At 61.9% G+C, this 13,551-nt stretch carries 7 protein-coding genes and 1 pseudogene; 6 read left to right on the top strand and 2 right to left on the bottom strand.

The window, feature by feature from the left end; all coding sequences use genetic code 11:
* Positions 1-366: 366 nt before the first annotated feature.
* The 3 genes from GBM95_RS12345 (at position 367) to GBM95_RS08870 (ending at position 7,057) form a co-directional block, all read left to right on the top strand.
* Complete coding sequence (locus GBM95_RS12345) at positions 367-789, top strand: hypothetical protein (protein ID WP_193222641.1); 423 nt, start codon at positions 367-369, stop codon at positions 787-789.
* Positions 790-984: 195 nt separating this feature from the next.
* A complete protein-coding gene (tamA, locus tag GBM95_RS08875; RefSeq protein ID WP_152158771.1) occupies positions 985-2,727 on the top strand; it encodes an autotransporter assembly complex protein TamA in 1,743 nt (580 codons plus the stop codon).
* A gap of 1 nt (position 2,728) precedes the next feature.
* Positions 2,729-7,057: a translocation/assembly module TamB domain-containing protein gene (locus GBM95_RS08870; RefSeq protein ID WP_152158770.1), complete on the top strand. Its 4,329-nt coding sequence runs from the start codon at positions 2,729-2,731 to the stop codon at positions 7,055-7,057.
* A 92-nt stretch (positions 7,058-7,149) separates the two neighbouring features.
* On the opposite strand, the gene GBM95_RS08865 is transcribed toward GBM95_RS08870, so the two are convergent.
* Both GBM95_RS08865 and GBM95_RS08860 read right to left on the bottom strand, forming a co-directional pair.
* Positions 7,150-7,659, bottom strand: a complete 510-nt coding sequence (locus tag GBM95_RS08865) for a hypothetical protein (protein WP_152158769.1) — start codon at positions 7,657-7,659, stop codon at positions 7,150-7,152.
* A 25-nt stretch (positions 7,660-7,684) separates the two neighbouring features.
* Positions 7,685-8,212, bottom strand: a complete 528-nt coding sequence (locus GBM95_RS08860; protein WP_152158768.1) for a hypothetical protein — start codon at positions 8,210-8,212, stop codon at positions 7,685-7,687.
* A gap of 321 nt (positions 8,213-8,533) precedes the next feature.
* On the opposite strand from GBM95_RS08860, the gene GBM95_RS08855 reads away from it, so the two are divergent.
* From GBM95_RS08855 to GBM95_RS08845, 3 genes and pseudogenes are all read left to right on the top strand, one after another.
* Complete coding sequence (locus tag GBM95_RS08855; protein WP_152158767.1) at positions 8,534-9,730, top strand: MFS transporter; 1,197 nt, start codon at positions 8,534-8,536, stop codon at positions 9,728-9,730.
* A gap of 205 nt (positions 9,731-9,935) precedes the next feature.
* Positions 9,936-11,214: pseudogene (dcuC, locus tag GBM95_RS08850) on the top strand (C4-dicarboxylate transporter DcuC).
* 430 nt (positions 11,215-11,644) lie between these two features.
* Positions 11,645-13,324 carry a carbon starvation CstA family protein gene (locus GBM95_RS08845; protein WP_152158766.1) on the top strand — a complete coding sequence of 560 codons (1,680 nt, stop codon included), beginning with the start codon at positions 11,645-11,647 and terminating at the stop codon, positions 13,322-13,324.
* Positions 13,325-13,551: the final 227 nt, after the last annotated feature.

Below are 13,551 nucleotides of genomic sequence, written 5' to 3'. Positions count from 1 at the left end.
TGAAAACCGCCGGATGCCGAACGGCATGTCCGAAAGGGCCCGATCACGGGGCCATGCGGTGTGGGAGGGGGTACCCTGCAAGGGGGCCCTCTACCCGATATTGCCCGCTCTATTTGGAGCTGCGCCGGCGAAGCGCTGAGAATGACCCGCAATGCACGCAGATGAGCGCACGATGCCGTACGGAAGAGGCTCCTGGCGTTCGCCACCTTCGCGCATCATGAACCGCCCGGAAACAGTTTTTCGCAATGTCGGCGAGAAAAGCCCGCACCCGGGATGAGGCGGCTCTCGGTTCGGTGATACAGTAAAAAATCCAGAAATGAGAAGTCAATGCCTTTGCGTCGCAAAGGCAGAAAAGAAGGAGAGACTATGCCCGTTCTGAAGATCAAAACCAAAATCAAGCTGAGCAAAGCTGCGCTGAAGGCGCTTACGGATGCGCTCGCGCAGACGGGACTTTCGCCCGAGGAAGCCGTGCAGCGCGTGATCGCCGAAGCCGTGAAGCAGCTCACGGCCGTCAAGGCTCCTGAGCCGGCTAAGGAGGCTCCCGCGAAGAAGCCCGCAGCCCGCAAGGCGCAGCCGAAGGCTGCCGCCAAGCCCGCAGAAAAGCCTGCCGCCAAGGCAGCGGCGAAGCCTCTTGAAAAGCCCGCAGTCAAGACCGCGGAGAAGCCGGCAGCCAAACCCGCCGCCAAGGCACCCGCCAAGCCTGCAGCAGAAAAGCCTGAAGCCAAGGCGCCTGCGGCCGCACCTGCTCCGGCAAGGAAAGCGGCTCCCAAGGCTCCCGTGAAGGCCTGAGCGGCAGTCTGATCGCTCGGCCGCGCCGCCTCCGGGCGAGCGGACCGGCAGAAGCAAAAAGCGTCGGTTGACATTTCCGGCGCTTTTTGCTTTTGGAAAAGACTCTGCGGGCAGCACGCCGGGAAGCTGCGGAATACGGCCCGCTAAAATAAGCGGAATCCTTCTCTTCTCCCGATATTGCCGAGGGATCCTGCCGTGATTCGCCTTCGTTCACTCGCTTTGACAGTTCTTCTGTCCCTTGCGCTTTCAGCCGGGGCGGCGGACTTCAGCTACCGGCTTTCGGGGCTTGAGGGCGAACTTGAGGAGAATGTCCGGGCGCAGCTCGAGTCGCTCGGGCTTGACGGCATCACCGTGGAAGGCCGCTACCGGGCCCGGGTGAGAACCGGCGTGAGGGACGGCCTGAGGGCGCTCGGCTACTATGCCCCGAAACTTACCTTCAAGTGGGATCCGAGACCGAAGGAGGGATCGAAGGATCCGCGCATTCTCCGGCTGACGGTTGATCCGGGCGAGCCCGTGAGGATTGAAGGCGCCGAGCTCCTCCTTGAGGGGGATGCGGCGAACGACCGCGCGTTCGAGCGCATCAGGGACAAGCTCCCTAAAAAGGGAGACGTGCTCAACCACGGCGAATACGAGAGCTTCAAGAAGGAAGTGCAGAGTCTTGCCACGCGGAAGGGCTACTTTCAGGGGCGCTTTACGCGCAATGAACTTGCCGTGGCGCCGGACCTCCATCAGGCCTGGTGGCGCCTCACCTTCAGTTCCGGTCCGCGCTGGAAGTTCGGCGAGGTGCATTTCTCGGGCTCGCAGATCGACGACGAGATTCTGCAGAACCTCATTCCTTTTGAGAAAGGCGATCCCTATACCTCAGAAGGGCTTGCCAACCTCAACGAACGCCTTGCCGATACCGGCTGGTTCAATTACGCCGTTGTCGCGCCCGACTTCAGAAATGCAACGCCCGATAAGGAGCTTCCCTTTGAAGGGTCGCTCACGCCGCGAAAAGGCAATATCGTCGAAGTGGGCGTCGGCTATTCGACCGACGTCGGACCTCGCTTCACGGGCGAATGGACCAAGCCCTGGGTGAATTCGAAGGGACACAGTCTGGCGCTCTCGAGCGCCGTTTCCGCCCGCGAGCAGGAATTCGACTTCAGCTACAAGATGCCCCGGCGCGAGAATCCGCTTGAGGAGTACTACCTCGTGCAGGGCGGCCTCAAGCATACGGACCTCAACGACACCAAGTCGACCCAGACGACGCTTGTCGGATCGCGCTACTGGAATTTTGAAAACGGCTGGCAGCGGGCATTCAACATGCGCTGGATGCTCGACAACTTCACGCAGGGCATGAGCTCGACGAAGACCATGCTCTTCTATCCGGGCGTCTCCTTCAGCCGCACGCGCTCGCGGGGCGGCGCCATGCCGACGTGGGGGGATTCGCAGCGCTATTCCTTCGACCTTTCGCGCAAATTCTGGGGGTCGGACATCGACTTCTGGGCCTTTAATGCGCAGGGCGCGATGATCCGCACGCTCGCCATGCGCCATCGCTTCATCGGACGCTACGCCTTCGGCTGGATTCAGACGGACGACTTCGACGACGTGCCGCCGGACCTGCGCTTCTTTGCGGGCGGCGACAGAAGCGTTCGCGGCTACGACTACAAGTCGATCTCGCCCAAGGACGAGTCGGGAGACCTCCGGGGTGCAAAGCGCCTTTTCACCTCGAGCATCGAATACCAGTGGAATTTCCACGGCGCCTGGTGGGGCGCGGCATTTGTGGATGCCGGCGAAGCGGTGGATAAATTTACTTCCACGTCCTTCAAGGTGGGCGCGGGTCTCGGCATTCGCTGGCAGTCGCCCGTGGGGCCGGTGAAGCTCGACATTGCCCGCCCGATCGGAGACCCGGACCACAAGGGGTTTGCTTTCTATATCGGCCTCGGCCCGGAGCTCTAAGATGGCCAGATCCGCCCGTATTTTTCTGCGCCTCGCGGGAATTCTTCTCGCACTCCTTCTTCTTCTTGCCGGCGCGCTCATTTTCCTTGCAACGACGTCGACGGGGCTTTCACTCACGGCGAAGGCGCTTGACCGCTGGGTGCCGGGGCTTTCGATTGAAAAGTCCGACGGCGACTGGCGGCATCTGACGCTCACCGGGATCGGCTGGACTTCTCCCGGCGTGGACGTGAAGGTCGAAAAGCTCGTGATTGAGCTCGACTGGTACCGTCTTTTCGATAAGGAGCTCAAGCTCGGGCGCCTTGAGATCGAAAGGCCGGCGGCTGTCGTCGAGACCGCGAAGCTCCCTCAGGAGAAAGCGGCTCCCGAAGAATCTGCGCCCTTTGAGCTGCCGGACCTGAAGCTTCCGATCGGCATCACGCTCGAGGGCATTGCGGCAAGAGACGCAAAAGCAGTGATCAACGGCGAGACGATTGAGCTGAAGTCGCTCGATGCCGGGCTTGATCTTCACGACGGAATCCTCAAGCTCTCAAAATTCTCTCTCGCCGGCCTTTCCTCGGAGCTCGGCAGGATTCCCGCCGGGGCCGCTCAATTTGATGCGGCCGCACGCATGGCCCGCGAAGGCGTCGTCATAGAAGAAGCGGCGCTCTCCGAAGGGCATGCAGATCTCTCAAATCTCTCTTCGCCTCCGGGCGCTTCGGAAGCGGCTCAGCCCGCAGGGGAAGCGTCGACTTCGGCATCGGTCCCTGCACCGGCCTCTGCCCCTCAGGCGCCGTCTCATCAAACCTATCTCGAGCGCGTGAAGGGAATTTTTGCCGACCCCTTCATCAAAACGCTTCCGGTCGTCAGGCTCCCCTTTGATGCGGAACTGCGCTCTCTTAAGGCGAGCGGCATTCGCCTCGAGGGCATCCCCGGGACGGAGGAACTTCCGGGCTTCTCGCCCCTCGAGATCCGCACGATTGACGCGAAGGCTTCCATGAAGGCGTCGCATGTTGAGATTGAGCGCTTCCAGCTGGAATCTTCGGCTGCGGATCTCGCGCTTTCGGGAAGCACGGATCTCGACGGCGCCTGGCCCGTCAATCTCTCTCTGGAGGCCCGTGCGGATGCCGCGCCCTGGGGGAGGCTCGCCGGCCTCCGGTTTGATTCTCCTGAGGCTGAGCTCAAAACGACGCTTGTCGGAGAAATTGCCGGGGAGCTCCGTCTCGAAGCAATGACGAAGGGCCCCGCCGCCATGACGCTCAAGGCTGCGGCCAACCCGGGTGAGGCCGATCTTCCCTTCAGCCTGTCTCTCGCCTCGGATGAACTCAGATCGCCCGAAATTCTCGCTGCCTCCGGCGGGAAGGCAGAGAAAACGGGCAGCGATCCTGCAGCTCAAGACTCGGGAACGCTGCCCGCCGCATCGGAAAAGTCTCCGCTCAGCGAGGAAGCTTCGCCGCGTCCGGGCATCGCCGGGACGTTCGCCAAAAGCCGCTACATCGTGAGGAATCTTGCGCTTGAGGCCGCCGGCCGCCCTTCCGCATGGAAGCTTGCGCTCAAGGGACATCCCGTCATTGAGGCGCCGGACGCGCTCCTCGGGGAAGAGACCCGCTTTGAGGGAACTCTGGATGCGGATGCCTCGGGCGACCTCTCCGGGATCCGGCTTTCGAAGTTCGATCTCGCGACGCCGCTCGGCGAGCTGAATCTCAGCGGCGAAGCGGCCTGGAATGAGGATCTCGCCTGGAAAACCGCGCTCAGGGTTTCGGGCGTTGATTTCGAACCCTGGATCAAAAAGCTTCCGCTCAGACTCGGCGCCGACTTCTCAGGCGAAGGGCTCCTGCGCACGGACGGCACCTACCGCGTGGATTCGGCGAAACTGAAGCTCGACGGCACCATTCAGAAGGCGCCTGTGAGGCTCGCGACGGAAATTTCAGGAACGAGCGAACTCTCCTGGAAGGTTTCCGACTTCGACTTCCTCCTCGGCAGAAACACGCTGCGCTTTGCGGGCGAGGTCGAGCACATGCGGGGGATCACGCTTGACCTCAGCATTGATGCGCCGGGGCTCCTCAATACGATTCCGGGGCTGAGCGGGCGCGCCAACGGAACAGTGAAGCTTGCCGGCAGCCTCGCGCACCCGATCGCTCAGGCGAATGTCCGCGCGAGCGGGCTCGGCTGGGAGAATCTCTTTTCGCTGGGCGGCCTCAATCTCTTCGTCGACATGAGGAATTCGCCCTTTAAGGGCGCGGCGCCGCAGAAGGGCGGGGCAAAGGATGGAGAGCCGCTCCCGCCTCCCGCGCCGCCCGCAAATCTTCCTCCGCCTCCTGCCGCCAATGCGTCTCTCGAAGAGAAGATGGCCTTCATCTTCAATTCCCTCGCAGGCGGGGAAATTCAGGGGAGCGCCAGCCTGAAGCTCGCGGACCTTGCCGCTTCCAGCGTCGCTCTGGATTCGGCCGAAGCGTCGCTCAAGGGTACCGAGGGGAGCCACGTCATCACGCTGGCTCTTTCCGGCGACCCCGTATCGGGATCAATCCGGGCTGCCGGGAAATTCTCGCGCGATACGCTCTCCTGGACGGGGTCTTTGACTGAGGCCCGCGTGGAGACGCCGGCAGGCACCTGGTCGAACAGGAATGCCGCGCCCCTGAGCTGGGATCCGAAGACGGCGCAGCTCGCCGTGGGAACCCACTGCTGGATGCATGAGGATGCAGAGGTGTGCCTCCCGAAGCCCATGGTTCTCGGACGAGCGGGAGAAGCGCACCTCGCTTTGAAGAGCCTCAACATGGAGGTCCTCAAGCCCTATCTGAGAAAGAAGAGCGACCGCATCGCCGGGAGCTTTACCGGGAGCGCGGATTTCCGCTGGGATCTCGCCAAAAATCCGATGCCTTCCGGCCAGGTGACCCTTAACGGCGACGGGCTGAGCTACTCCACGCGCTGGCAGGGCGTGAGATTCCCGGTGACGCTTGAGAAGCTCCGCGCGCATGCGCTCATTACGGGGAAGCGCGTTGCGCTCGCCTGGGAGGTGAAGCCCGAGGGGAACGGCTCGAGCTTTGGCGAACTCGCGGTGATCGATCCGGAGAAGGAGCGCCGGCTCGACGGCCGGATTATTGTTGAGGGCATCACGCCTTCCTTCATTCAGCCCTTCCTCTCAAGAGGCGAGCGCGCGGAAGGCGCCGTCAATGCCCGGCTCCGGGCGGCGGGCACGCTGTCCCGTCCGGAGCTTTACGGTCGCGCGGGCGCAGAAAATGTCGTGGTCGACGCCGACTTCATTCCCATTGAAATGGAGCCCTCGAACGTCGAAATTGAGTTCAACGGACGTACGTCTACGCTCTCCGGGGAAATCCGGACGAAGACGGAAAGCGTGATCCTTTCCGGAAACGCGTCCTGGGAGAGTCTTGAGCGCTGGAAGGCGGATGCGAGAGTGCGCACCGAGGGGTTCCATCTTTCCCTCCCGCCCATGATTCAGGTGGACGTCAAGGGCGACGTGACGGCCGAGGCGACGAATGCCTCCGCCTCTCTCAAGGGGCGCATTGAAATCCCCAAATCGATGATTGAAGTGAAGACGCTTCCCTCGACGGCAATTGCCGTCTCTGAGGATCAGGTGCTTCTTGACAGCAATCTTCAGCCCAGAACCGTGCGAACGGACGGCATGCCGATTTCGGGCGACGTCACGGTGGTGCTCGGGCCTGAGGTGCGGATTGCGGCCTATGGGCTCCGCGCGGGGCTCTCGGGCGAGGTTCGGTTCGTCATGGCGGGGGGCAGAATGGGGCTTCTCGGCCAGATCAACGTGCCGATGGGGCGCTTCCGCGCCTACGGACAGGATCTCGTGATTCAGAGCGGACAGATCCTTTTCTCCGGCCCCATGACCAACCCCACGCTGCGTCTTGAAGCCATCAGGAATCCAGAAAACACAGCGGACGGCGTGACGGCAGGCATCCGGGTGACGGGCACCGCCGAGTCGCCGCAGGTGACGCTCTTCTCCACGCCGCAGCTTTCCGAACAGGAGACGCTCTCCTACCTGATTCGCGGCGAAGGCCTGGGGTCCGAGGAAGGAAGCAGCGCCTCCATGATGACGAGCATGCTGATCGGCGTCGGCACCTCGCAGGGAAGCGGCATTCTCTCCGAAGTAGGGGACGCCGTCGGGCTGAGAGGGCTCGGCGTCGATACGACGGGTACGGGCGACTCGCAGCAGGTGGTGGTGTCGGCTTACGTGCTCCCGGGGCTCCAGGTGAAGTACGGCGTCGGGATCTTTGATTCGCTCGCGACCCTCACGCTTCGCTACCGGCTGATGCCGAGGCTTTACCTCGAAGCCGTTTCCGGGGTGGAGCAGGCGCTTGATCTCCTTTATCGATTCGAATTCTGATCGATCGGGGAACGGAAGCTTCAGAGCAGAAAAATGCCGTCCGGGAAACGCTTCCCCGGACGGCATTTGAGACGGATCGTCGATGAGGCGGCTTACTTCGCGTCCGCTGCCTTCAGGTTTTCGATTTCCGCGCGCATGCGGTCGAGCTCGAGCTGAGCGCGTTCGCGCGCAAGTTCCGATCTTGCCTTGCTGTCGGCCACGGTGCCGTCGACCTGAGCGCGGCGCTCGGCAACGTCAAGCTGCTTGAGCTCAAGTTCGAGTTCGCGCACCTTGTCCTGATAGGCGTCAAGCTTTGCCTGACGCGCGGACTTGGCTTTCTGCGCGGCGACGCGCGCTTTGGCAGCCTGGGCATCCTGAGCGGCCTTCACGCGGGCGGCCTCAGCCTGAGCGGCGGCGCGGGCCGCTTCCTTCTGACGGGCTTCTTCCTGCATGACGCGGGCAGCGGCGTCCACGCTCTGCGTGTTGTAGTCGATGAGGTCCTGGCTCATGCGCTGGGTTCCCGGAGGAAGCGTCGACGTCTGAGTGGACGGGGTGGTGCAGCCGGCAGCCGCCAGGGCGCAGAGCACCGAAGCGGCAATGACGGCGGAATTTCTGAACTTCATGATTCTTGTACCTCAGGATCGCGCATTACTTGCGGGGGCACCCGTAGGGGTTGTTGGGCTGAATGCGGGCTTCGCTCGGCGTGGGCGCGACGAGAATCGCCGTGCCGGTCTTGAATTCGCAGGGCTGGCCGACCTGGGAGGTCTGGAGCACCCGGCCGCCGGCCGTCTTGTAGATGATCTGGACGCCGTCGGTATAGGTCGTGCTGTCGCCGCCCACTGCGCCGCCGGCGAGGCCGCCAACGGCGCCGCCCGCAAGGCCGCCCATCACGCGGGCGGAGGTGGAGTGGTTGTTGTGGTTGCCGATCGCGGCGCCTGCGATGGCGCCGAGAATGGCGCCCGCAATCTGGGCCGTCTCGCGGTTGCTGCTGTTGGGGACTGCCACGCGCGCGGCGTTGATGGCGATGATTTCAACCGTATTGACTTCCTGAACGCGGTTCACCTGATTGGCCGTGTAGGTATCGGCACGGTAGTAGGTGCCGTCGCTCGCGCAGCCGCCAAGAAGGAAAACGGCTGAGAGGGCGGCAGCTGCGGCGATCTTTGTGTTCTTTTTCATGGTTTTCATCCTTTGGGTGCGGCTGGCTTTCGACTCGAAATGGTTTTTCCGAAACGACTGGGAGGAAGCCCGGAGCCCCGCAGATTCCGGATCATGCAGCCGTCCCGGCCGCAGGATCTTTTCTATAAGAGAGATTTCTAAGTGCAACATTAGCGCAGGAGTCGCTGAACAAGTGTTCATGAATTTGTGCATTCGTAACGAATCTCGTCCGGCGCATGCGACAGGAATCTGTCGTCCGGGGAATAGCGATCCGATCCGTTATTCGTGCGATGCGGCCTAAAATCCAGAGATCACTCTCTTCTATCCTTGTCTTTCCCCGCCATGGCTCGTCTTATCTCAGCTGCCGCAGGAGGCTTCCTCCTCGCGGCCTTCCTCTCGGTTACCTTCGTCATGCGGGGGCCCGTTACGGCAGTGGGCCCGCTCGCGCACGAGATCTGCGAGGCCATGCAGGTGGGCTGGGACGCCTACGGCACGCTCTCCGCGCTTCCGATTGCGGCCTTCGGGGTCTTTTCCTTTGCTGCACCGGCGCTCGTGCGCCGGTTCGGGCTCTGGGGCGGGATTGCTGCGGCGATTGCGGTTCTCTTTGCGGGCGCCGTTCTTCGAATGATGACCAATTGGTCCGTGCTTCTTGCCGCCACGCTTTTGGTCGGCGCGGGCATTGCCATCCTAAACGTGCTGATGCCCGTCGTCGTGAAGACTGTCTGGGCGCAGAAGAGCGGTCCGATGATGGGGCTTTACACGGGCGTCATCGGCTCTTCGGGCGCCGTGGGGGGACTCCTCGCCGCGCCGCTTCTCACGCTTTCGGGGTCGCTTGCAGTCCCCTTCGGCTTCTGGGCGCTGGCGTCCGGCGTCGCGCTTCTTTGCTGGAGTCTCGCCAGGCGGCAGCCGGGCGCTGAGGCGATGGCGACGGCCGGTTCTTCTCGCAATGAAGATAAGAAATCCGCTTTCAGCGCCATGCTTTCCGATCCGCTTGCCTGGGCGCTCACGGCGGTGATGGGATTGCAGTCCCTCACGATCTATACGGCGGCTGCCTGGATGCCGCCCTTCTGGCAGAGCCTCGGGATGAGCGCCCCGGAAACGGGGTTCTGGATTTTCGTCTATCTCCTCTCGGGTCTCCCGGCTTCCGTCTTTACGCCGCGCTTCATGAAGCTTGTCGGCAATGACGCCGTCTCCGGGATCATTCTTTCCGTCGTTTATCTCGCCGGGCTTCTCGGCTGGATTGCGGGCGGCGTCTGGCTTTTCCCGGCTTCGGTCGCTGCCGGCGCCTCGCAGGGCGCGATGCTCTCCGTGGCATTTCTTCTCATGGCGCAGAAGTCGAGCGACATGCGCCGAATGCTCGGCATCTCGAGCATGGCGCAGGGGATCGGGTACCTCGGCGCCGGATGCGGCCCCTGGATCTTCGCCATGCTCTACGAGCAGACGGGGGCCTGGACTCTGCCCTTCGTCTTTTTCGGTGCGGTCCTTGCGCTCTGGGGGCTCGCCGTCGTCGCTTCGAGCTTCAGAGAGAGGCTTAATTGAAACCGCATGCGGTGCTGATTTTCCGGCGGCCAGGTTTTTCCCCGATCGGCGCCCGAACGTAAAGAAAAGGAAATCCTTTGAGGATTCGGGCAGAATTCGGCCTCAATAAGCGAAAACGATAGGTTGCTTCGCGAAGCTTCCCTCGTAAAATCGCGCCCGCCCGTAAAAATTCCTGAAACTTTTCCTCCCGAAAGGAGATTTCCCTATGGCCACCTGGTCCATGTGCGTAGCGCTCGTCGTTACCGTCGGCGCCGTTGGCGCTGATTAAGCGCTACGAGACGCGCCTTGTTCTTCTTACAGCCGGCCTCCTGATGGCGGTTCTTTCGCTCGAACCGATGATCGCCTTCAAGCAGTTCGACAAGTCGATGACGAACGGCTCGCTCATCATCGCAATCTGCTCGGCAATGGGCTTTGCTTCCGTCGTCGCGCTCACGAAGTGCGACGTGCATCTCGTTGCGCTTCTCACGAAGCCCCTTCGCAAGCTCGGGCTCCTGCTGCTGCCCGCCTGCATGCTGGTGGTCTCTTTCATTTCGATCGCGATCCCCTCGACCTCGGGCCTCGTCGCCTCGGTCGGTCCGACGGTGATCCCGCTCCTCATCCGCGCGGGCTTCCATCCGGCCATGGCCGCCGCCGCCGTGGTGGGCTCCATCACGATGGCGTACCTGTCGCCGGGCGTCGCGCACAATGCCTTCGTTTCGAAGCTTGCGGACATTCCGATCATTGAGTTCATCTGCCGCTTCATGCCGATCACCGTGGGCGCCGCGCTCGGCGCCATCGTCCTGATGGTCGTCGTCTGCCTCGTCTACCGCGACTTCCGCCGCGAGGGCTTCCATGAAGCTGAAGGCACGGGCGCCGCCGGCGGCAAGAAGGTTGATCTTCCCGAGAAGCCCAACATTCTCTTCGCCATCGCCCCGATGCTTCCCGTCGTCATTCTCGTCTGCGCCAACATCTGGGCGCCTCAGATGAAGATGTCCGTTGCGACGGCCATGCTGATCGGCGCGATCTACGCGATCGCCGTCACCCGCACCAACCCCGCCGACGTCACGAAGAAGTTCTTTGACGGCATGGGTTCGGGCTACGCCAAGATCATCGGCATCATCATCGCGGCCGGCGTTTTCGCTGCCGGCCTGCGCGCCTGCGGCGTGATCGACGCCTTCGTCAACTACCTCACGCATGCGAACGAAATCGCCAAGCTGGGCGCCGCTGCCGGCCCCTACCTGATGGCGCTCGTCACGGGTTCGGGCGACGCTGCGGCCTTCGCCTTCAATGAAGCCGTTACTCCGCACGCCGCGAGCTTCGGCATGACGATCGACGGTCTGGGCTACCTCGCCGCCATTTCCGGCAACTTCGGCCGCCTCTCGTCGCCCCTTGCCGGCGGCATGATCATCGCGGCCGGCATCGCCGGCGTGTCGCCCTTCGCGATCGTGAAGCGCACCGCTCCGGTGATGTTCATTCTTCTCGTTGCCGTCTACATCCTCAGCTGATGAACGGCTGAAAAGCAAACTGACCGCTTCCCGGATTTCCGGGAACGCGGACTCAGAAACAAGAGGTCCGGGATGTCGAAAGTCCCGGGCCTTTTGTTTTGGCGATCTGTAAACAGATGATTCAAGGGTAAACCCGATAAGTTCTTTGCAATATCCGGATTGATGCAGAAGTCAAGGCGTGCTTTGAGTTTTGATTAAATTCAGATAACGCAATCAAAAATCCAAAAATATCAAATGATATAAATAAATCAAAAATAGAATCTGCATTTGCCTGAATGCAGTTTGAATCGTACTATTTCGGGTCAGACGCAGAAGATTCCGTTCTTTCTGCGCTGCTCGCTTCCGGGGCTGAGTGCTTCTCTCGATCTAAGCAGCCCCGAAGTGCTTTTCCATAAAACTTCATTCCTACAAGAACCAAGGATTTCAGGCAATGAACGGTCTAACCATCATGCTGATCGCTCTCGTCGCTCTGGCAGCGGGCTATTTTGGATACGCCCGCTGGCTCGAGAAGACCTGGGGAATCGATCCCAACCGGCCCACACCGGCCGTGGAAAACAAGGGCGGCGACTATGCGCCTGCCAACAAATGGACGGTGTTCGCGCACCAGTTCACCTCGATTACGGGCGCAGGCCCTGTGACGGGCCCGATTATTGCGGCCATGTTCGGCTGGCTCCCGGCGCTTCTCTGGATGATCATCGGCGGCATCTTCTTCGGCGCCGTTCAGGACTTCACCGCGCTCTACGCCTCCGTCAAGAACGGCGGCCGCTCGATCGGCATGATCATTGAGGACTACGTCGGCCGCACGGGCCGTCAGCTCTTCCTCCTCTTCTGCTGGCTCTTCACGCTCCTCGTGATCGCGGCTTTCTGCGACATGGTGGCCAATACCTTCAACGGTTTTGCGAAGGACGGCACTGAGCTCATGCCGGGTGCGGCTGCGGGCTCGATTTCGCTCATCTACATGGTGGGCGCCGTTCTCTTCGGCCTCTACCTCAAGTACATGCGCCCGACTGCCGGCGTCCAGCTCATTGTCGGCATCGTGCTGATGGTTGCGATGGTGGCTCTCGGCATCTGCTTCCCGGTCTACCTCGACTCCGTGTCCTGGCGCTATGTGGTCTTCGCGTACCTCTTTGCCGCTTCCGTGATGCCGATGTGGCTCCTCAAGCAGCCCCGCGACTATCTCTCGATGTTCCTTCTGATCGGCATGATCGTCTGCGGCGTTCTCGGCGTCTTCGTCAAGAACCCGACCCTCAACATGCCTGCCTTCGTCGGCTGGGAAGTGAAGAACCTCGACCTCTTCCCGATTCTTTTCGTCACGATCGCCTGCGGCGCCGTTTCGGGCTTCCACTCGCTTGTGAGCTCGGGCACGTCTTCCAAGATGGTCGCCAACGAAAAGGACATGCGCCTCGTGGGCTACGGCTCCATGTGCGTTGAAGTGGTCCTCGGCGTCGTCGCGCTCGTCGTCGTCTGCGCTGCGGCCCAGGGCGGCGTTCTCCCTGCGGGCACGCCCTTCCAGACCTTCTCGCACTCGGTTGCCGGGTTCCTCACTGAACTCTTCGGTGTTCCGACCGACATCGCCGCCTGCATCCTGACGATGTGCGTTTCCGCTCTCGCGCTCACCTCCGTCGACGCCGTGGCCCGCATCGGCCGCATGTCGCTCCAGGAACTCTTCACGCCGCGTCCCGGCGAGAAGAAGGGCCCGATCCAGGCGCTCTTCACGAACACGGTCTTCTCGACGGTTCTCACGCTCCTTCTCGGCTATGCGATCTGCATGGCGGGCTACATGTCCGTCTGGCCGCTCTTCGGCTCCGCCAACCAGCTCCTCTCGGCGCTCGTTCTTACCGGCCTTGCCGTCTTCCTGAAGGCTACCGGCCGCAAGGGCTGGATGCTCTACGGCCCGATGACGGTAATGTTCGTCGTGACGATGACGGCCCTTGTTCAGGCCGTGCTCAAGATCTTCGGCCAGATGGCGGACGGCACGTTCGTCTTCATGGTGGGCGGTCTGCAGCTCATCATCGCCGTGGCGCTCATCATTCTTGCGCTCCTCGTGGTCTACCACTGCGTGCTGCGTCTGCGCGAGCCTGCTGATGCCTCGAAGCTTCAGAAGGCCTGAGTCGAAGACTTTTCCCGCACGTGATTCCGGCTGAGGCTGGCTTTTCAGGTCGGTCTCGCCGGAAGAGCTGAGAAAGCGAAGCAAAAAGGAAAACGCTCCGTTCCCGTCCGGGTCCGGAGCGTTTTCCTTTTGTCGTGTGCCCGGCATGGGCGATTTCTATAGGGTGAAAGTCCCGATGAGCAGGAGGTAGTGCCAAGCTCACAGCCAGAGGCAAGGGTGTCCGTCGT

Source organism: Sutterella seckii (assembly GCF_009183815.1).
In the GTDB taxonomy this organism is placed as follows: domain Bacteria; phylum Pseudomonadota; class Gammaproteobacteria; order Burkholderiales; family Burkholderiaceae_F; genus Sutterella; species Sutterella seckii.
This window is presented reverse-complemented; position numbering and strand designations above follow the sequence as displayed.

Bases quoted from the DNA above. Each gene is read 5' to 3' on its own strand.
- GBM95_RS08865 (WP_152158769.1), bottom strand. From the start codon at position 7,659: ATGAAGTTCAGAAATTCCGCCGTCATTGCCGCTTCGGTGCTCTGCGCC.
- GBM95_RS08860 (WP_152158768.1), bottom strand. From the start codon at position 8,212: ATGAAAAAGAACACAAAGATCGCCGCAGCTGCCGCCCTCTCAGCCGTT.
- GBM95_RS08845 (WP_152158766.1), top strand. From the start codon at position 11,645: ATGAACGGTCTAACCATCATGCTGATCGCTCTCGTCGCTCTGGCAGCG.
- GBM95_RS08855 (WP_152158767.1), top strand. From the start codon at position 8,534: ATGGCTCGTCTTATCTCAGCTGCCGCAGGAGGCTTCCTCCTCGCGGCC.
- GBM95_RS12345 (WP_193222641.1), top strand. From the start codon at position 367: ATGCCCGTTCTGAAGATCAAAACCAAAATCAAGCTGAGCAAAGCTGCG.
- GBM95_RS08870 (WP_152158770.1), top strand. From the start codon at position 2,729: ATGGCCAGATCCGCCCGTATTTTTCTGCGCCTCGCGGGAATTCTTCTC.